This window comes from Corynebacterium glucuronolyticum DSM 44120 (assembly GCF_030440595.1).
GTDB classification, from domain to species: Bacteria; Actinomycetota; Actinomycetes; order Mycobacteriales; family Mycobacteriaceae; genus Corynebacterium; species Corynebacterium glucuronolyticum.
Window position 1 is genome coordinate 1794230 of record NZ_CP047452.1, and the last position, 20606, is coordinate 1814835.

The following is a 20606-nucleotide window of genomic DNA, read 5'->3' on the forward strand; positions in this document are numbered from 1 at the left end:
GCGCGGTCGCGCCGCTTGGCGAGGGACACGGGGCTACTTGGCTGCCTCGAGCTGTTGCTGTTGGATCGGTTGATTATCCACCGATCCAATCCGGTTGAGCGGGAGGATGATCGCCTGCACCTTGCCGCGAATATTTTCCTCCGGAATCGTTCCCTGCAGCGCATCGCTCATGTGGTAGCGGGAATCCAGGGAGTTGGTGCGGTTATCCCCCATCATGAAGTAGCTGCCCTCCGGAACCGTCACGGGGCCGAAGTACGGGCCACCGCAGGCATCCGAACCGCTGGAGGGATCGATGGAGTACGCAGGTGGCTGCAGCGTGTAGGAGTTATCAATGAGCTCCCCGTCGACGGAGACACCCTCGTCGCCTTCCAAACACTGAACGGTTTGCCCACCCTTGGCAATGATTCGCTTAACCAGATCATTCTCATCCGGTGCGACGAGCCCAACGAGAGAGCCCGCATTCTGAAGGCCACGGACAACGGGGTTGTCCGAACGGTTAGACACAAAGTTTGTGTTCCACGCAGGAGTGCCCTTGAACACCACGACATCGCCTGGCTCGGGATCACCGAAGGCGTAGCTTACTTTTTCCACCACGATCCGATCCCCGGTACACCCGGTGCAGCCGTGCAATGTCGGCTCCATGGACTGGCTAGGAATGAGGTAAATCCTGCCCAGGAAGGTGTGGATGAGAAAAACGATAATCAACGTGGAGATGATCACAATCGGGATCTCGATGTACCACGGTTGTTCTTTCTTGTCCTGCTTACTCACGACAGGTCATAGTACCAGCAAAAAACCCGGCAGCCCCTACGCGGGGATACCGGGTTTCGGCTCGTGCCTAGATAACCATCACTTTTTCGTGCTCACGCTGCATAAAGCATGCAAGCCAGAAAAGGCGGGTTTGAGGCTTAGCGGCGCTCCTTGATGCGAGCAGCCTTACCGCGCAGGTTGCGCAGGTAGTACAGCTTGGCACGGCGGACCTTACCGCGGCTGACAACCTCGATGGAGTCCAGGTTCGGGGAGTGCACCGGGAAGGTACGCTCGACACCGATGCCGAAGCTCATCTTGCGGACGGTGAACGTCTCACGGATGCCACCGTTCTGGCGACGAATAACGACGCCCTTGAAGTACTGAACACGGGTGTTGGAACCCTCGATGACCTTCACGCCAACGTTGACGGTGTCGCCGGGGCGGAACTCCGGGATATCGTCGCGCAGGGAAACTGCATCAACCTTGTCAAGGATGTTGTTCATAGAAAGAACCCTTTCAAAATTTCAAGGAAAGAGGAACCTAGCGGCGCTCCCGATCTCCCGGTGCTCGGCTGGTTCGTATCCGTTACATCAACCGTGAGGATTCTGCCACATCCGTGGCTATTTCCCAAATCCGGCACGCCGCAAGGCATCAGCCATCGACCCGCCGCCATTGTTTCCGCCTCGGCCACGGCCACGACCGCTTCCGTTCCGATTGCCACGCGAGCTGTTTCCACCGCGATCTCTGCGCCCGTGGGCACTGTCGCGGTGACCGTCACCACCGCGCGAGGAAGCACCTGAACGTGGCTTCTTGTCCTTGCTCTGCTCGTCTCCGGGCTCGTCATCGAGCCGCAACGTGAGCGAAATTCGGTTCCGCAGCACATCGACATCTAGCACTTTCACTTTGACGATGTCGCCGTTTTTCACCACATCGTGGGGGTCGGAGACGAACGAATGACTCATCGCGGACACATGGACAAGACCATCCTGGTGAACTCCCACATCCACGAAGGCGCCGAAGGCCGCAACGTTGGTGACCGTCCCTTCGAGGATCATTCCCGGGGTAAGGTCGGAAACCTTCTCCACCCCCTCTTTGAAGGTGGCGGTGTGGAAATCCGGGCGCGGATCACGGCCCGGCTTGTCCAGTTCACTGAGGATGTCGCGGATGGTGGGTTCGCCGAAGGTATCAGTGGCGAAGTCTGCGGGGTTGAGCTTGTGCAGGATGCGGGTGTTGCCGATGAGCTCTTCTACCCCTACCCCGCTGCGGATGGCGATCTTTTCCACCACGGGGTAGGCCTCGGGGTGGACCGCAGAGCCGTCGAGCGGGTTTTGTCCGCCACGGATGCGGAGGAAGCCGGCGCACTGCTCGAACGTCTTAGACCCAAGTCGAGGGACGTCCAATAGGTCCGTGCGGGCCGCGAAAGTGCCCTTCTCATCGCGGTAGGAGACGATGTTCTTGGCCAGCGTTGGTGTAATTCCGGCGACGCGGTTCAGCAGTGGCGCGGAGGCTGAGTTGAGGTCCACGCCGACGGAGTTCACGGCATCCTCAACCACCGCGTCGAGGGTCTTAGCCAGTTCTGTCTGGTTCACGTCATGCTGGTATTGCCCCACACCGATCGACTTTGGATCGATTTTCACCAGTTCCGCCAGCGGATCCTGCAACCTGCGGGCGATGGATACGGCACCGCGCAGAGACACGTCCATGTCCGGGAATTCCTTGGCTGCCAGATCCGACGCTGAGTACACGGAGGCACCAGACTCGCTGACGACGACGGGAACGGGTTTCTTGCCGCCGGCCTTGCCAATCATGTCTGCCACTTCGCGGGCCAGTTTCTCCGTCTCACGCGAAGCGGTGCCGTTGCCGATGGCAAGGAGCTCCACGTGGTGTTCAGCTGCGATGGATGCCAGCTCCATGAGCGCCTTGTTCCATTGATTTTGGGGCTGGTGCGGGTAGACGATGGTGGTATTCAAGACCTTGCCTGTGGCATCCACGGTCGCGCATTTCACGCCGTTACGGTAGCCCGGGTCAAGTCCGAGGACGGACTTTTGCCCTGCCGGGGCAGCCAGGAGCACGTCCCGGAGGTTGACGGCGAAAATCGCGAGCGCGTCTTTCTCCGCCTTTTCGCTCATCCGCATGCGTACGTCAAGCGCTGCGGAGACTTCCAGCTTCGTCTTCCACGCCCGGTGGACGGCGTTATCTAGCCATGCGGAATGCGGGTAGCCGGCGTGCTCAAAGGCGATGGCCTCGTATACGGCATCATCTCCGCCGTCGAGGTCTAGGCGGAGGATCCCTTCCTTCTCACCGCGCAGGATTGCCAGCACCCGGTGGGAGGGCATGTCCTGGACTTTCTGGTTGAACTCGAAATAGTCGCGGTACTTCGCCCCCTCGGTTTCCTTGCCCTCGACGACGCCGACGACGGCGGTCGCGTTGGAAGCAAGCTCGTCGCGCAGCTCGCCGACGAGGTCGGCGTTCATGGACAGATCGCTGGCCACGATCGCCCGCGCGCCGTCGAGGACGGCTTTGACATCCTCATAGCCTTCCGTCTGGTACCGCTGAGCGATCTCCTCCGGATCCTCGTCGGGCTTGTCGACGATCTCCTGCAGGGCCTCGCCGATCCCAGCCTCGCGAGCCTTATCTGCCTTCGTCTTACGACGCTTCTTGAACGGCAGGTAGAGATCCTCCAGGCGTGCTTTGGAATCGCATTCTGCGATGAGCGCCCGCAGGTCGTCGGTGAGCGCGCCTTGTTCTTCGATGGCTGCGAGGATGGTCTTCTTGCGGTCTTCTAATTCGCGCAGGTACTGCAGTCGCCCCTCGAGGGTGCGAAGCTGCGTGTCATCGAGTCCACCGGTGATTTCCTTGCGGTAGCGGGCTATGAACGGGACGGTGTTGCCTTCGTCGAGAAGCCTGATCGTGGCCTCCACTTTGGCAATATCAACGCCTAGTTCCTGAGCGATAGTTGCTGCAATCATTCGCTCAATTGTAGCGACGCAGTTCTCATCCTCCGCTGTCCGCCCTACCAGCGAGCATCCACCAGCGAGCATCCACCAGCGAGCACCCACCAGCGAGCACCCACCGGCTAGCTATGAACTCGACCCACACACGTTTAGTCAAAGGAGACGGCGCAGGCGTTTGGATCGGCGGGGGTCAGACCCTCGTCGTCCTCTCGTGCCACGGTTGTCCCCATCCACGGCGTACCGGGCTCGAAAAGCTCCATGACTGCCGAAGTGAGGTTCTTTGCTGGGGCTAGGGATTCGGTAAGAATCTCGAGAGTAAACACCTCTTCGGAGATCGCTGAGCGATCATGGGTGCGCTCGAACTCGTCAAGGAGCGAGTGACTCGGGTCGCACGCCAGGCTCACGGGATTTGATTGCACCTCCGTGACATAGATGTTGTAGGCCGCGAGGTGTACCGCTAGGCGGTCTAACGCCTCGTTCATTTCCTTTTCTCGGACGAGAACCTGCATACGTGTGCGCATCGGGTACTGCGATGCACCTAGCCGAATGTCCTCCTTGCTCAGCTCCCCCGTTTCCATGAGGTGGTGGAAAATATCTGGTCGTACCCGGGCAGTCTTTTTTACCGCTTCATCGTGATGGAATTTCGCAATCCGCTTGTGGTTTCCACTGGTCAGCGGCTCCGGAACTTCCATTCCCCGCCATACCCGCGGTTTGGTGTAGCTCGGCCCTTCAAGAAGCCCGTGGGAGAAGGAATCGTCCTCATGAGACTCGCTATTACCCAACACACCGGGGATAAGACGCACCATCGCTTCTGCCATGACGAGAACAGCGACCTCGCCACCAATGAGCACGTAATCACCGATGGAGACCTCCTCGACACGCGCGTAGCGATGTGCATCATCTATAACGCGTTGATCGATCCCCTCGTAGCGGCCACAGGCGAAGATCACATGCTCCTCGTTGGACCACCGCCGAGCCATTTCCTGAGTAAACGGGGTGCCCGACGGGGTTGGCACGATAAGCAGCGGGCGGTCATCATTCGCATCCCGTAGGGCCTCTGCACTGTAGCCACGCGATTCGATGTCATGCACCTCGTCGTGACGGGCCTGCCCCCTATGCAGTTCCGCGGACTGCAATTCATCGCCGGCCGCTTTCCCTGCGACAACGTCTTCCAAGGCGGCACCCCACACCGTTGGCATCATGACCATTCCTGGCCCGCCACCATAGGGCGAGTCATCCACCGCTTGGTGAACCCCCGATGCCCAATCCCGTAAGTAATGAACGCCAACGGACAACTGCCCGTTCTCGATGGCCTTTCCCAAAAGCGCATGCCTCAGCGGGTCAAGGTACTCAGGAAAAATAGTGATGACATCGATTTTCATAGACACAGGTGGGCTGACTTTCTAGATAAATTACCGGGCTAATTGGAGCGTTTTACAGTGGATATCTGACTGGTGAGATTTGCGGCGGATGTGCTGCGTGATAGGTAGCCTGCCGCGTGGTGGGTAACTTGCTGCACGGTAGGTTACCTGCTGCGTGGTAGATAACCTACGGGATCACCAACGCATTGGCTTCGTGTGTGGTTGGTCATTGGCTGCCACGCTAGAGATCAAGAAGACCATCAGGCGGGGTGATGGTTGCTGTCTTTTCTCCCAGATTGATCTCCGGAACGATGGCATCGACGAGGGGGATGAGCACATCCCGTTCGTCCTCATCCATCGTTACGGTGAGAAGCGTCGCGGCCGGTCCATGGGTGATATCCGTGACTTCGCCAACGCGTGTGCCTTCGTGAATCACTGCAAGACCTTCCAGCTCGTGGTCGTAGTAGCCATCTTCTTCTGGATCGTGCTCGAGGGGCGGCGCGAAAAACTGCATTCCGCGCAGTGACTCCCCTGCTGTGCGGTCCGGGATTTCCTCGAACTTAACTAGTAGCCTGCCTTGGTGGGGCCGCATGGACTGGATGGTCAACTGTTGTTCTTTTCCGCCTCCGGCGCGACCTGTAAGCACGGCGCCGACATAAAACCGCTGATCGAGATCGTCTGTCGTTGGATCGACGACGACTTCCCCTTTGATCCCGTGCGTCTTCACCACACGACCGATTCTGTATTCCATGGTCGCCATTCTACCTAGTGCCTTCGGGCACCCCAGCTCACTAGTTGCTCTACTGCCTTGTTCCCGTTTCGTGTAATGGGACGGCGGGGTGCCGACGTGGAAAAAAGTCAACCTAACAGTGGTAGCACATTTGACCACCTGGCCGATCTGGAGCTTCCCCGGATTGCCGTTCACCTTTTGCTACCCCGACGAGTACCCGCTTAGTGCGTGCATTTTCATCCAACGAACACCACATCCCCAAGCCAACGTGCCAGGGATGATCCTCATCACCCACACGTGAGCCGCGTTAGGTCTCCTGCGCCTCACCAATGTAAAAGGCACCCACCGAATCGGTGGGTGCCGAAAGTAGCTGAGAGATGGCTAACTGCTAGGCACTGGCCACTGCGCTAGCCACGAGGAAGCCCTGATTACTCGGACTTCTCTTCCTCTGCAGGAGCCTCTTCAGTAGCAGCCTCCTCGGAAGCCTCTTCCTTCTCAGACTCAGCCTTGGCCTCTTCCTCTGCCTTCTTCTTGGCAGCAGCCTCAGCAGCTTCCTTCTCTTCCTTGGCCTTCTTCTTCTTTTCGGTGATGGCCTCAGCGGTCGGGCCGTTGTTGGCCTCCTCGAGAGCCTTGTTGAAGAGCTCGAGCTTGGACGGCTTCGGCTCAGCAACCTTGAGGGTGCCCTCTGCGCCCTCGATGCCCTTGAACTTCTGCCAGTCACCGGTCACCTTGAGGATAGCCAGAACAGGCTCGGTCGGCTGTGCGCCGACGCCCAGCCAGTACTGTGCGCGCTCGGAGTTGACCTCAATGATGGAGGGATCGTTCTTCGGCTGGTAAATGCCGAGGTTCTCAATGACGCGACCATTGCGACGACCGCGAGCGTCCTGAACGACGATGCGGTACTGGGGGTTGTGCAGACGACCGATACGGGCGAGCTTGATCTTCACAGCCATGGTGAATACTTCCTTTTTGTGTCACTGGGCAGTACAGCACCTGCAACGTGGCAGGCCGGTTTCAACCCTTGAAAATGTACAGTTCAACCACATTCGCGAGGTGACAGCAGGCCGGTTGCACAGGCGGTGGCTTGAGATTCTGAAGCCTTGCCACCGATGCGTCGAATCCTACTTTTCACGCGAAAGCGGGGTGTTGTCCATAGACAACCTGGAGAACTATACCTGTCATACGGGGTAAATGACAAATCCCTGCCCGCGAAAGCAGGCAGGGACCTGACGGTTCAAGAAACGGCGAATACCGGGCGTCGAAAAGCGAAACCCTTATTTAGGGAAGCCGAACTTCGTCGGATCGATTCCACCCATGCCAGGGAAGCCCTTACCTCCCATGCCGGGGAACCCCTTGCCCAGAGAGCCAAGATCCGGCATCCCGCCGTTTTCCTCCATCTCCTGCTGGAGCTTCTTTAGCTCATCCATCGACGGCATCTGCGGCGCAGCCTTCTGCTGATTATTCTGCGCCATGGAGCCAAACTGACGCTTGTTCTTTCCCTTCTTCCCCTTCTTGCCCTTGCGCTTGTTCTTCTGCTTCTTCGTTGCAGAACGGTTCAGGCCACCGAGCCCGGGCATACCCATCTGACCGGCCATCTTACCCATCATCTTCTTCGCCTCGTTAAAGCGATCCACAAGCTGATTGACATCCTGGACGGTCACGCCCGAGCCGTTGGCAATGCGCTTGCGACGGGAGGCGTTAAGAATCTTGGGGTTGGCGCGCTCTTCCGGTGTCATACCCCGAATGATGGCCTGAATGCGGTCGAGCTGCTTCTCCTCCACCATGTCTGCCATCTGGTTCATCTGCTTGCCACCGGGGAGCATCTTCAAAATGTTGGAGATTGGCCCCATGCGGCGCACCATGAGCATCTGGTCGAGGAAGTCCTCCAATGTCAGCTCACCGGAGCCGAGCTTGGCGGCAGACTCGAAGGCCTTCTCCTGGTCCATCGTCGCCTCTGCCTGCTCAATGAGAGACAGGATGTCGCCCATGCCGAGGATGCGGGAAGCCATGCGCTCCGGGTGGAAGACATCGAAATCGTCGAGCTTCTCACCCGTCGAAGCGAACATAATCGGCTTGCCAGTGACCTCACGGATGGACAGCGCCGCACCACCGCGGGCATCGCCGTCGAGCTTGGTCAGCACAACGCCGGTGAACCCGACGCCGTCACGGAAGGCCTGGGCGGTCTGAACCGCGTCCTGACCGATCATGGCATCGATAACGAAGAGGACTTCATCGGGATTAACAGCATCGCGAATGTTGGATGCCTGGCGCATAAGCTCCTCATCGATACCCAGGCGACCTGCAGTATCAACGATGACCACGTCGCGCTGCTGGCGTTTGGCTTCCTCGATGCCCTGTTTAGCCACAAGGACAGGGTCACCGTGAGACGTACCCATCTCGTGTTCCGTGGTGTCGAGGGTTGTCCCCGGGTCCGGTGCGAATGTGGGAACGCCCGCACGCTCGCCGACGATCTGCAGCTGTTGCACGGCGCCAGGGCGCTGGAGGTCGCAGGCTACGAGCATCGGCGTATGCCCCTGCGAGGCGAGGTGCTTGGCAAGCTTGCCGGCAAGCGTCGTCTTACCGGCACCTTGCAGGCCGGCGAGCATGATGACGGTCGGTGGGTTCTTGGCCATCTGCAGGTGGCGCGTCTCGCCGCCGAGGATCTCGATGAGTTCCTCGTTGACGATTTTGACTACCTGCTGCGCCGGGTTGAGGGCCTGGGATACGTCCTGGCCACCCGCACGTTCTTTGATGCGCTTGATAAAGCCGCGCACGACGGGAAGGGACACGTCGGCTTCGAGCAGTGCCAGGCGAATTTCCCGCGCGGTGGCATTGATATCGGCTTCGCTTAGCTTGCCTTTTCCTCTAAGCCCGGTAAGAGCATCGCTCAAACGGTCTGACAGTGATTCAAACACTCGTCTTTCATCCCTTCTTACTGCAGTAGACACAGTACGGTAACACAGCTTCTTACATGGTAGCGAACAGTTGTCATTCGCTTCTCACCCGCCTTGGGGGCACACTCCTCATCCTTGACGACTCTCCCCCACATGGACTGGGCCCATGTGCTCCACGGTCACGCCCCGCGTCTTTCGGCGTGCGCCTATGATCTTCCTACCAGCCCATCGTCGCAGCCGACCAGCACCTCAACCGTGACCGTGACCCCTACCTGGACCGTGATGTGGCCCCCCATAAAGAGGCCCGCTGGTGACTCTTTTATTCTCCGCCTTCGTTACTATCCTCGCCTTCATATTCGGCAAGGATGCGCTGGCTCGTCGCCGCTACATCTTTCATAATTTCGTAGAACGTCCCCATTTCGTTCCACACCCCGTCTTCACTCATCACCCCGTAGGCTGCGTCAGTTTCCGCGAGATCGGTGGACCACTGGCTCTCGTAGTAGGCGATCAGAGGTTTCAACGTCTCCCATGCCTCCGCGAAGGTATCGCCGATGTCCTCATACTTGGCATTGAACGCGGTGATTTCGTTCAGGCGCTCGTTGTTTAGCTCAATGCGCTTCATCTGCTCGTTCATGGGCGCCATTGTAAAACACAAGCCCCTGTGCACAGTGGTGTGTGCACAGGGGCTTTGAGTCTTATTCGGTTTTCGCGAGCAGTCACGGCGTGCAGTGCCCGCTGTCTGCGGAGACGGCTACGCGCGGAAAACTACGGCGCTAACATGCAAACGCTGGAATTGGCGCAGAAGATTTATCTCATTACTGCGCCAGCAGCCATTTCTCCCCGCAGCTATTTCCAACGCCAGTTGGTTCTACCGGCAGATAGTTCCACCAGCGCCGTCCCTACCAGGAACCTTCCTACCAGCAGCTTTTCTGCCAGCACCTCCTTCAGGAGAGTTAGTACAGCAAGGCGTCGACGAAGCTTTCCACCTCGAACGGTGCGAGATCGTCCGCGCCCTCGCCGAGGCCGACAAGCTTCACCGGCACGCCGAGCTCTTCCTGCACCTGGAAGACGATGCCGCCCTTGGCGGTGCCGTCGAGCTTGGTGAGCACCACACCCGTGATATCCACCACGTCCCGGAACGTGCGAGCCTGGATAATACCGTTCTGTCCGACAGTGGCATCGAGAACAAGGAGGACCTCGTCCACCTTTGCCTTCTTCTCAACCACGCGCTTCACCTTGCCCAGCTGATCCATGAGGCCTGTGGAGGTGTGCAAACGCCCAGCCGTATCAACGAGGACCACGTCCACGCCTTGCTCAGTACCCTTGGCAACCGCATCGAAGGCAACGGATGCAGGGTCTGCACCTTCCTTGCCACGAACCGTCGAGGCACCAACACGACGCCCCCACGCCTCGAGCTGGTCGGCAGCCGCTGCACGGAAGGTATCCGCCGCGCCAAACATCACCGAGTGCCCCATGGACACGAGGACGCGGCCGAGCTTGCCCACCGTCGTCGTCTTACCGGTGCCGTTCACACCGACAACGAGGACCACAGCCGGCTTGTTGTCATATGGCATAGCCTTGATGGAGCGATCCAGCTCAGGGCGACCCGCCTCGATCAGGGTTTCGCGCAGCATGGCACGAGCTTCCTCTTCGTTGTGCACGCCGCGAGCAGCAATCTTCTCACGCAGCGAATCCACAACCTTCATCGTCGTGGAAGCGCCCAGATCGGCCATGATGAGCGTGTCTTCAATTTCCTCCCAGGCATCCTCGTCCAGGTCACCAGCGGAAAGAATTCCCAGAACACCCTGGCCAATAACATTGTTGGACTTCGCAAGTCGGCCACGCAGGCGTCCGAGGCGTCCCTCGGCCGGGGCAATATCCTCGGTCTGAACGTCCTGCTGTGCAGGCTCTGCCGTGATGGTTTCACCGGTTGGTTCCGGCGCGTCTTGTGCGCGGGCAGCTCCTGCCGCCTCAACCTGCTCGGCCGCTGCAGCAGCGGACTCGTCAATTTCCTCCTGGGTAGGAAGCGTCTCCTCCCCGGGTGCGTCCACTACGGGTTCCTGCTTTTCGGCGCTGTCTCGTACGGTTGGCTGTTCACCAGCACCTGCACTGGCAGCTGATTGTTCCGTTTGCTGTGCCACCTCTGTTGTGGGTGCCTCCTCTGACATCTCCGGCTCTGCCGAGGCGTCAGCAGGCGCAGACGCGGTGGCATCCGCAGGAGTACCGCTTTGTTCGGCCGAGGTCACGGTAGCCTCGGTTTCCTCAGCAGCAGTCGCCCCACCGTTTGCGGCAGGAGTTTCCACAACCTCGCCTTGTGCTTCGTCCTCGACGCGTGCGACCTGCTCCTTAGGAGTGGGAGCCGACTCCTGTGTGGATTCCTGCGCCGCATCGCCTGCTGCTTCATATACGGATTCGCGTGTATCACCGGATGCCACCGGTTCCTCAGCACCCTCGGATGCGACCGATTGGGTGGAAGCGGTGGGAGTGGTGGAAGCGGTGGGAGCAGCAGGCTTCGCGGCTGCTTGCTCCTGTTCCCGCTTCAGCTCCCGCGCCTGCGCTGTGGCTGCAGCTGCGGCGCTGACACCGGCAGCAGACGCACCTGCGGCGGCACCGGCAGTGGCACCCGTCGTGGCGCTCTTAGCCGGTGTGGTCGTCAGGGTTTGGCCCCCATTCACCACCGGTTGTTTGTCTCCACTGTTACCGGCGGCGAAGTTAAAACCACTCTTGGCTTGATAATTGCCGGACTTCTCAGCCTGGGTAAGCTCTTTCGGTTCCTCTTTTTTCTCAAAGGAAACCTGCTTAGATTTCCCGCGCTTCAAGCCGAAGTAAATCACCAACGCGATAATGATGATCGCGATGACAATACCAATAATCCAGTAGGGCAACGTTGTGGAATCAATCATGTTCCCCAGGTTACCGGCTAACGGGCAGAGCGCGCGACCGACCCGACTCGCCTCCCCTGGGTCCCACTAGCAGTAACCGGCGCATAAAAGGGGGATCTCAGGGGCGTCGACAAGCCTCACCACCTCCACCCATGTGGCGGGTGAGCTGGAAAAAACACACGCCGACGCGACCGCCGTCTCAGCCGACGATTCCCGGGTAGGTCACCGCGCACACCATCGCCTCTGCCGACACGATATCCCCCGTGACGAGCTCCGGCACAATGGTGGCGAGCTTCGCCCACCCACGGGACGCCTGCGTCAGCTGCTTCGACTTGCCGATGAGTCCGTACGCGTGCATACGTGCGGCGAGGGCGAACACAAGCGACACAACGGGGGCCAAAGCCCACACGTTATCGCGGTTTTCCGTATCCACACCGTCGAGCTTGTCAAAGCGGATGCGCGCCGACGTGTACAGCTGGCGGTTCGCACCCCGCAGCCCGCGTAGCAGCGCCACGGCAGCCTTAATCATCTGCTGATCGGCGAGCAAAACGTTGAGCTCCTCGCGGTGCTTGAACGTTTCGTACACGGCGAGCAGCCTCGTGGAATCCTCCAGTATCGGCCCGGGGACGATCTCCGCGGAGGAGAAGAACATCGACAGCAGCGTCTCCTGTTGCGCCGGATCCATGTGTGAGATCTGGACGATGCCCTTATCCACGCACGCGGTGTCCAACGTGGCATCGCGGCCGGTGGCAAGAGTCTCCACAAGCCGCTTGCCACCTACCTCCTTGAGGCGGGCAATGACCTTCTTCTTTTCCTTCGGGTCGAGCACCTGCGTCTCAGCGCCAACAGCTGGAGCTTCTGCCTCCTCCTGCGTGGCTTCGTCGTCACCATCTGCTGCCGTGTCCACAGCAATGCTGGCGCGCAGCTGACCGATGAGCTGCAGCGCACCGATCCATGGCGCACGGTGCATCTCAGTTGCCACCTCTCCGTTGTTAAACAACGAGGTGATAAGCCCAGACGCGATGATCCGAGAGGGCTGCTTTTCCGCTGGGATGAGCGAGGCGGACAGGCCCGCAAGTGCGGCAGCCGGGTGCGCGGTAAACACCGAGACGATGGCCTTGCGGGATACACCCTCGGTAATCGCACTGTCCCACAGAACTGGCATGATGGACGGATCCGCCGGCGGGTTATCCGTTTCACCGGCGAGGAACGCCGACAGCTCGTCGAATCCGGGGTGGCTCGACGGGAAATGTCCCTCTTGGGTCACCGTCAGGCTTGTCGACGGAGGGGTCAGCGGGGGACGCACTGTATTGAACGGATCGGGAGTGTGCAGGTACACCGACAGCTGCCCCGTCTGCTGGTAGCTCTCCGGTAGCTCCACCTTTCCATCTTCAACAGGAAGCGTGACCGCATTGACCCACGGTGCTGTATCCGGCCACACCCACGCGGCGAGCTGTCGCGGGGTCTCATTGATCGTCTGCGCGGCAAAATCGATGAGCTCTAGGGTGGACCCGTGAATCTCCGCACCTGTAGCCACCGGTGTGGAGTCCAAAATCGCGATGTTGACGGACACGCGCCGATCCGTTCCCGGATCGGTCCACTCGAACTCGATCCGCCCGCCGTTAACCCCCACCAGGCCTGTACCCAGTGGCGACAACTCGGCTGAATACGTGCGCATATCCTCCGGATTGAGGTTCAGCGTGCGCACTGGCGCACCCGTGCGGTTACGGACCGTGACCTGTGGCTTCCCAATCTCGCCGGTGGCACGCACGCGGATTCGCCCGGTCGTGTCGATATCGGCTGCGGGCGTAACGATCCGTGTCGTCCGCCAGATGGGACCGCACTCTTTGATGGGGAGCTGGAACCGCAGACGAGAGGGGAAAAACCGCATCGGCATTGTCGTCCCCTCGTCGGTCTCCACCGTGAAGAAAGCTCCTGCCTCTTCGGGGGCAACGTCGACGACCTGCGGCGTGACATCGAAATCTTTCTCGCCGGGCTGCACATGCAGGCTCGCCGTGGACAGCCCACCCTTGGCGGGGATACGCAACGAGGGGCCAGACCCCTCGACAAATGCCGTCGCACCTTCCACAAGCGCATATTCGTGACGGAAGCTTTCACCACGCGGCCCACGGATGCGGACGAGGAACTCCCCCACCCACGGGGCATCGTAAACCTCGGGGTCAAACACATCAAAGATACCGCCCTCGGCCGGCACCTCAAGAGGCTCAGTCGGCGCGATCTCCGTGCCCTGCTGATCTGCACCGGCGTAGGCGGAAATCGTGAGGTACCACTGCTCCGTCGTCCCCGACTGCGTGGGCGGGAACTCTACAACCAAAGACTCGGTGTGGACTGGAAGGTCGGTGGACGAGTGCACATCCGGCAGGATGCCCTCGGGCTCGGTGAATACGACGCGCTGGCGCGGGTCGATGGAGCGGACAGCCTTCATCGGGCTCGGTGCTTCGCCGGATCGAAGCAGCTGAATCGAGTCGGCGGAAGAGCAGTCAAGGATGCGCCCTTCCCAGCCGTTCCATCCCTCCACATCAAAAACTTCCTCGACGGGGAGTTCCTTGCCTGTGACAACGTCGATGAGCGTCCCGTCGGCAGGGCACACGCACGCGAGCTCGCCGTGATGCAGCGACTGCTTGGCGGTGAGGTTTTGCCCACGCGTGGAAAACACGAGAAGAGGGTCGTCGTTATTCACAACCGGAACCACCCACGTGTGCTGGTTGGTTACGTCTGCCACCTGGATTTCGCGCACCTGGTGCCGGAGGGTGAGGTCCAGGGACTCGGTCAGGTTGCGAGTGCTCCCCCACGGCCGGTTGGTGCGGAACACCTCTGTCGTGCCACCAACGGATACGCGCCAGCTGATGACATTGTCGCCGGGATCCAAAATCTGTTCGGGCAACCGGACGCAGACCTTCCCCTGCTCCAGGTTGAGGACTAGGCGCGGACGCTCCTCACGGTGGCCCGCTCCCACCGCGTCCCTGCGGTTTTCTGTGCCCACGGGGCGTTCTGCTAGCTCCGCAAACACCTTCTCCTGTACCAGGATCGGCGCTTCGGTGTCATCTTCCATCTGCCAGGTTCCGGGATGGTCCACTGTGTGCTGACGGAGCCCACGAACGGCCTCAATAATCTCCTCCACGCGCTGCGGCGCAACGTCGGCACCGGCGGTGAGCTGGGGGCACTCGGCCGTGATTCCAGCGTTATCCGAACTATCTTCAGCAGCATCCATCGCTTCCAGCAGTGTGGGGACCTCGTCGCTGGTGATCCCTGCATGGAGCGTCAGAAGTGTGATCGGGTCGCAGTCGGGGATCGTCGTGAGCCCGACCTTGGCCACGAGCCCCGAAATATTTTCGCGCAGATAGTCTTCACTGGCTCCCTCGGTGCCGACGATGCCTAGTCCACCGAAGTACTCAGTGAACAGACTTTCTGCCTCAACCATCCGGGATGCTCGGTAGACGAGAGTCGTGACCGTAAGTGCAGGGGTAGATGCAATGAGGACGCTGAAATCCGCCCCAAAATCTAGCTGGCGCCCGAGGAATGTGCCGTAGAACTTCTCTATAGCTTCGCACTCATCGTGATCTAGGCCAGCCTCGGTGAACCAGTCGTTATCCTTGAGTGTGCTTGCCAGGCGAAGCTCCGTCTGGGATGCCCACCCGAGGAGGGAATCATTCGGATCTGCAATGGGGGATTGTTGGGCACCCGTGGACACCGATGTTGCCTTTCTACGTCAGGAAAATAGTCAGTTAGTCACCAATTTAGCGTGTAGGTAGTTAGACTACCGCGCCCGCAATTGCGGGGTTCACATTCACCGGATAGGCAACACCTTAGTTGGTTAGGTTAGTTGGTCTTTTGACCGTAGCACCCAATCCCGTAGCCGATAGCAGAAACTACCGCGATGAGAGTTGTGACGATCCCGATCGCTCCAGAAACGTTTTCGCCGATGTTCTTCTGGTACTGGGCAATGGGTTCTGGCAGACCAGGAAGCGGGAGGTGAACGGCGGAGAGCGCCAACAGCGGGAGCGCCCACGCCAGCGGGATGGCGTAACCGGCTGGCGGAGCAACGCATGCCCCGGCGGGTGCACCAGGCAACGGGCTGGGCTCAGGTGTTGCCCCCGGCTTTTCCCCTGGTTTCGTTGGCGACGGCTGCTCATCCGGCTTTGTCGATGAACCATCCTCAGCATCAACGACGAGCTTCATCGTCTTTTTCACCCGGTCTTGTCCGGGATAGTCGATGTAGAAGTCAATGGAATACTCACCCGCTGCGAGGTTGGAGCCTAGCTGCAGGGTAATCGGCTGCTGCGGACGATGGATAACACGAATCCCCGTATCCGCCTGCACACGGGCTACCTTTGCTCCCTCCGGCAATAGGAGATCTTGAAGTTCCAGAACCGCCCCTGCGTGAACGTGGAATGCATCTTCAAAGTTGAAGAACTGGTGCGGACCCACCTGTATCGTCACAGTGCTAATCTGCGTGGTCTGTCCTGGTGTGTCAACGAATAGCGTCACGGTGTGTTCTCCCAGTGGGGCATCGTCGGCAACCGAGATGTCTACTGTGGAGCCATGCGGCGTTGCGGTCATGTAGCGGTCGGAGACTCCGGTTCTGATGGTTGCCTCCGACGGCCATGGGGCAACGTAGCCACCTGCTTTGATCGTCGTCTTCGCACCACGATTGATCGTGAGCAGCGTGGGGAATTTAATCTCCCGCTTCTTAACGGTAAGCGGCAGAATCGTAGTTTGCACAGTGGTATCGGGAAAACGAACGGTCAACGGAATGTCGTAGTGACCTGGGTGAGCGTTGGGGGGAACGGCAACCGCGATCGCGCCCTTTTCTTTCCCAGGATCCTTCGTGGTCACTGTCATGGGCGTGTCGCCGACGTCGACTTCTGTACCATCCGGCACTAAACCGGTTGGCGCGACCCTAATCTTTTGCCCAGGAAAGAGCTCGATTTCCGTTTCCGGCTTGTAGTTCAGCTCGTAAGCACCAACGGTGACGCGGACAGTGCTATCGGAAACAGTGTCGCCTATCTTTGCCCTGATCCCCAGCGTGTAGGTTCCGGGGCGGGTCGTGGGCGAGAGCTGCAACCGCCAGTTGCCTTTTTGGGTCTGGCTCAAGGATGCGAGGTCACTGCCTGTTGTCACTGTTAGCGAGGTTACTTCTTCAGGCAAAGAGTAAATGACGGCGCCACCAGGGGAAAGAGCGATATCTTTAAGTCCGCTGAATCCCGCCGCATGCGCCACCGGTATCACCCCACCTGAGAGTGCAGCGTTCGGTGTCACAGGTGGCGCAACGAGTGCGAGTCCACAGCTAACAGAAACCAGTAGGGCACGAATTTTCACAGCTCGATCCTCCTCAGCCCAAGTGTATTAGTCAGCACCAGCAAAGTAAATGGAAATCCGCACTTTCTGGTTGCTCGGTCCCGGCGCAGTCGGTTGCTCGGTCCCGGTTCTGCCAGCAGCTGGACTCATGCACGGTCGGTACCTTCACGTCCCATGGATGCCACGCGGATGAGGAGCCACGACGAATCGGAGACGAGGTATGTTGCTACTCCCCTGCGGGGTGCAGCCGCTGGCTGATGACGCGGGTGACGCCGTCGCCGTGCATCGTCACACCATAGAGGACGTTAGCCACATCCATCGTCGGCTTCTGGTGCGTGATGACAATGAGCTGACTCGTTGCCCGCAGCTTCTCAAACAGCGCAATGAGACGACGAAGGTTCACATCATCGAGGGCTGCCTCCACCTCATCCATGACGTAGAACGGGCTCGGCCGCGCCTTGAAAATCGCAACAAGCATCGCCAGTGCCGTCAGCGTCTTTTCCCCACCGGAAAGAAGGCTCAAACGCTTGACCTTCTTTCCCGGCGGGCGCGCCTCCACCTCAATTCCCGTTGTCAACATGTCGTCCGGGTCCGTGAGCTTCAACCGCCCCTCGCCACCGGGGAACAACGTCGCAAACACCTCAGGGAACTCCCCCTCAACATCGTGCCACGCGTCCGTGAACAGGGTGAGGATCTTCTCATCTACTTCCTCAATGACAGAATGCAGGTCCTCACGGGCACGGATGACATCATCAAGCTGCGTAGACAGGAACGAATAGCGCTCCTCCAGCGCCGCGTACTCCTCCAGCGCCAGCGGGTTAACCTTGCCCAGTGCAGCGAGTGCTTTCTCGGCGCTCTTCAAACGCTTGCGGTATTCGGTGATGGAAAAGTCCTCCGGTTGCTCAAACTGCTTCCGCAGCTCCGTTGCGGCGACTCCCGTCTCGCCCGTGGCTCGTCTTTCCGCCTCCTCGAGTCGCACCGCCGCCTGGGCAGCGGCCATCTCCGCCTCATGGTAAGCCTCCTGGGCCCGGGAGCGCCGCTGTCTGGCATCGTGGACCGCGACCGCTAGCTTCTTGACGGTGGCATCCGCCTCGGCTACGACGGCGCGGGTCCGTTCACGCTCGTCGTGGGCGCGATCGAGGGCATCAGCAACCCGTGTAGCCACGCGCACCGCATTGTCGCGCACGAGTTGCGCCTTTTCGATCACCCGCAGACGCTTTTCCTGCTGCTCTCGGTAGCGCTTCTGCGCCTCCGCATCCGCTGCGGCCTTCCTGCGCAGGCCCTCGGCACGCTGCGTGGCTCGCTCGACCTCATCTGCCGCCTGGCGGGCAGCCATCTTGGCTTCCATCTCCATCGCCTGCATATGCGACAGCCGCTCCGCTGCGCGGTCACGTTCCTCGGTGGACACCTCCTCCTCGGTCTCGGTATCCTCCACACGCGCCAAGCGGTCGGCAGCATCAGCCGCCTCCGTCTTCGCCTTCTCCAGCGCCTTCTCCGCAGCGGTGAGCTTGTCGACGTTCGCCTCGTGCATCCGCTTACGGTCCGCAGCGCGCTTCACCGCCGCTTCTGCTTCGCGCACCAGCGCAGCATGCTCTGCTTGGAACTCGCGCATCGCCGCCGTCGCCTGCGCCGCCTCCACACGAGCCTGCTCAGCGGCCTCCTCGGCACCAGATACGGTTCCCGACATTTCCTCCAAGCTCGCGCGGGCGGCGGCAAGGGCGGAAGAAGCAGCGTCGATAAGCCCAGAAACCTCCAGTGAGCTGCGGGTACCCTCACCCACCTCGGCCCAGCCTTCGCCCACGACAAGACCCTCGGGCGTAACAGCCCGCAGGCGCGGATCCGCCACCACAACAGCAAACGCCTCGCCCGTATCCCTTACCAAGACCGTATCGGCCAACACGCGCCGCACCGCTTGGGGGGCCTGGACATGGTCGGTCAACCATTGGGCACCCGCCGGCAGCACCTCCGTTTCCACGTGCCACGGCGCGCCGACCGTCTCATCCACAACAACCGTGCGCGACCAATCCTCACCGGTGTGCGCGCCGGGCTCGCCGACAACGGCATCCGAAAAACGACCAAGGGCCGCCGCAACGGCCTTCTCCATACCAGGAGTCACCGTCAATAAATCCGCAAGCGGCGGAAGATCAGCCTCCGTCTCCCCCGCCGCCCGCGTCGACTCGAGCGTCTCAATCCGGGATGTCAACGAGGCAACCTTCTGCTCCGCTGCGCGCTCCTCATCCCGCAACTGCTTGAGGCGCGACTCCGCAGCACCGGACTCAGCAACCGCCCGCACGCGCGTCTCTTCCAGAGGACCGCGAGCATTTTCATGCGCAGACACGTCCTCGGAAGCCCGCGTCGCCTCAGCATCGGCCGCCCGCGCGGCCTCGCGGGACTCCGCACAATTAGAAGACGCCTCGGCCACCCGCGCCTCCGCACGAGTCACCTCCGCACGTGCCTGCTCCTCCCCGGTAACCAACCGCACGATCCCCTCGCGCCGGTCCGCAATCGCCCGCACGCGGCGCATATGCTCCTCATCAGCAGCGTGCGCTGCCTCCCGCGCATCTTCCACCTGGTCAAGGATCGTCTCCAGGCGCTCCGCCGCCACATCGGAGGCATCCTCTAAAGCCTCCACCTGCGCTTGTGCATCCTCCGCCTGGTGCAGCGTTTCCTGCGGATCGGGCCCCTGGTAGGGCTCCGCCTCGCTCCGCGATGCCCGATCCGTCGCGATGCGCACCGTCGCGTCCACCTTCTCCTTCAACGCAGACAGCTCAAACCACACTTGGTTCGCCGCCGTCGCCTCCGGCTGCTGCTTCGCCAGCGACTCCTCAGCCAGACGGTGATCGTCCTCCGCCTCGCTCACCCCCGCGTTGGCAGCCGCAAGCTCCACACTCGCCGCCGCCTTCGCGCTTTCCGACGCCTCATTGGCCGCCCACAGCCTCGTCAGCTCGTAGCCCGCAATCAGCCCCCGCAGCTCACGCACCTCAGACTGCACCGTCTGCGCCCGGCGCGCCGCATCCGCCTGCCGCGCCAGGGGCTTCAACTGGCGCTTCAGCTCATCCGTCAAATCCGTCAGGCGATCCAGATTCGCCTGCATCCCTGTCAACTTCCGCTGCGCCTTTTCCTTCCTCCGCTTATGCTTCAACACGCCCGCGGCCTCTTCTATATAGGCGCGCCGATCCTCCGGGCGCGACTCCAAAATCTCCGTAATCTTGCCCTGGCCCACGATGACGTGCATCTCGCGGCCAATACCAGAGTCGCTCAGCAGCTCCTGAATATCCATGAGCCGCGCCTTCGACCCATTGATTTCATACTCACTCGCGCCATCGCGGAACATGCGCCGCGTGATCGACACCTCCGAATACTCAATCGGAAGCGCCCCGTCGTCGTTATTGATGGTCAACGTCACCTCGGCGCGGCCCAATGGTTTACGAGACCCGGCCCCCGCAAAAATCACGTCCTCCATTTTGCCGCCACGTAGTTGTTTGGCGCCCTGTTCGCCCATGACCCAGGCGAGGGCGTCGACGACATTAGACTTACCAGAACCGTTCGGCCCCACCACCGCGCAGATCCCTGGCTCAAATTTCATCGTCGTTGCGGAGGCGAACGACTTAAAGCCTTTGAGCGTCAGGGATTTCAAATACACGTCACGTACTCTAGCCGACGTTAGTTATCCACAGGAAGCGCGCCCAGCGTCGTGAAAATACGGTCGAATTTTT

General features: G+C 60.4%; 12 protein-coding genes. All 12 read right to left on the minus strand.

Features of this window, described 5'->3' with window-relative positions; genetic code table 11:
• Positions 1 to 33 precede the first annotated feature (33 nt).
• A complete protein-coding gene (gene lepB, locus CGLUCO_RS07920; protein ID WP_005389597.1) occupies positions 34 to 771 on the minus strand; it encodes a signal peptidase I in 738 nt (245 codons plus the stop codon).
• 137 nt (positions 772 to 908) lie between these two features.
• Complete coding sequence (gene rplS / locus CGLUCO_RS07925) at positions 909 to 1253, minus strand: 50S ribosomal protein L19 (RefSeq protein WP_005389596.1); 345 nt, start codon at positions 1251 to 1253, stop codon at positions 909 to 911.
• A 117-nt stretch (positions 1254 to 1370) separates the two neighbouring features.
• Complete coding sequence (locus CGLUCO_RS07930) at positions 1371 to 3719, minus strand: Tex family protein (RefSeq protein WP_196793924.1); 2349 nt, start codon at positions 3717 to 3719, stop codon at positions 1371 to 1373.
• Positions 3720 to 3853: 134 nt separating this feature from the next.
• Positions 3854 to 5086, minus strand: coding sequence for a tRNA (guanosine(37)-N1)-methyltransferase TrmD (gene trmD, locus CGLUCO_RS07935; protein ID WP_005389592.1), 1233 nt, complete (start codon positions 5084 to 5086; stop codon positions 3854 to 3856).
• 220 nt (positions 5087 to 5306) lie between these two features.
• Entirely contained in the window at positions 5307 to 5816 is a 510-nt protein-coding gene (gene rimM / locus CGLUCO_RS07940; RefSeq protein ID WP_034989471.1) for a ribosome maturation factor RimM, read from the minus strand.
• Positions 5817 to 6223: 407 nt separating this feature from the next.
• Positions 6224 to 6748: a 30S ribosomal protein S16 gene (gene rpsP, locus CGLUCO_RS07945; RefSeq protein ID WP_005389589.1), complete on the minus strand. Its 525-nt coding sequence runs from the start codon at positions 6746 to 6748 to the stop codon at positions 6224 to 6226.
• 321 nt (positions 6749 to 7069) lie between these two features.
• Positions 7070 to 8710 (minus strand): signal recognition particle protein, encoded by a 1641-nt coding sequence (ffh, locus tag CGLUCO_RS07950; RefSeq protein WP_084037011.1) that lies wholly within the window; start codon positions 8708 to 8710, stop codon positions 7070 to 7072.
• 298 nt (positions 8711 to 9008) lie between these two features.
• Complete coding sequence (locus tag CGLUCO_RS07955) at positions 9009 to 9323, minus strand: DUF4298 domain-containing protein (protein WP_231286040.1); 315 nt, start codon at positions 9321 to 9323, stop codon at positions 9009 to 9011.
• A 319-nt stretch (positions 9324 to 9642) separates the two neighbouring features.
• Positions 9643 to 11592, minus strand: coding sequence for a signal recognition particle-docking protein FtsY (ftsY, locus tag CGLUCO_RS07960; protein ID WP_198481400.1), 1950 nt, complete (start codon positions 11590 to 11592; stop codon positions 9643 to 9645).
• Between the two features lie 178 nt (positions 11593 to 11770).
• Positions 11771 to 15283, minus strand: a complete 3513-nt coding sequence (locus CGLUCO_RS07965; RefSeq protein WP_084037009.1) for a hypothetical protein — start codon at positions 15281 to 15283, stop codon at positions 11771 to 11773.
• A 128-nt stretch (positions 15284 to 15411) separates the two neighbouring features.
• The gene (locus CGLUCO_RS07970; RefSeq protein WP_232621832.1) at positions 15412 to 16911 is read right to left on the minus strand and encodes a cell surface protein; all 1500 of its coding nucleotides are present in this window, start codon (positions 16909 to 16911) and stop codon (positions 15412 to 15414) included.
• A 205-nt stretch (positions 16912 to 17116) separates the two neighbouring features.
• Positions 17117 to 20533: a chromosome segregation protein SMC gene (gene smc / locus CGLUCO_RS07975; protein WP_084037007.1), complete on the minus strand. Its 3417-nt coding sequence runs from the start codon at positions 20531 to 20533 to the stop codon at positions 17117 to 17119.
• Between the last annotated feature and the right edge of the window lie 73 nt (positions 20534 to 20606).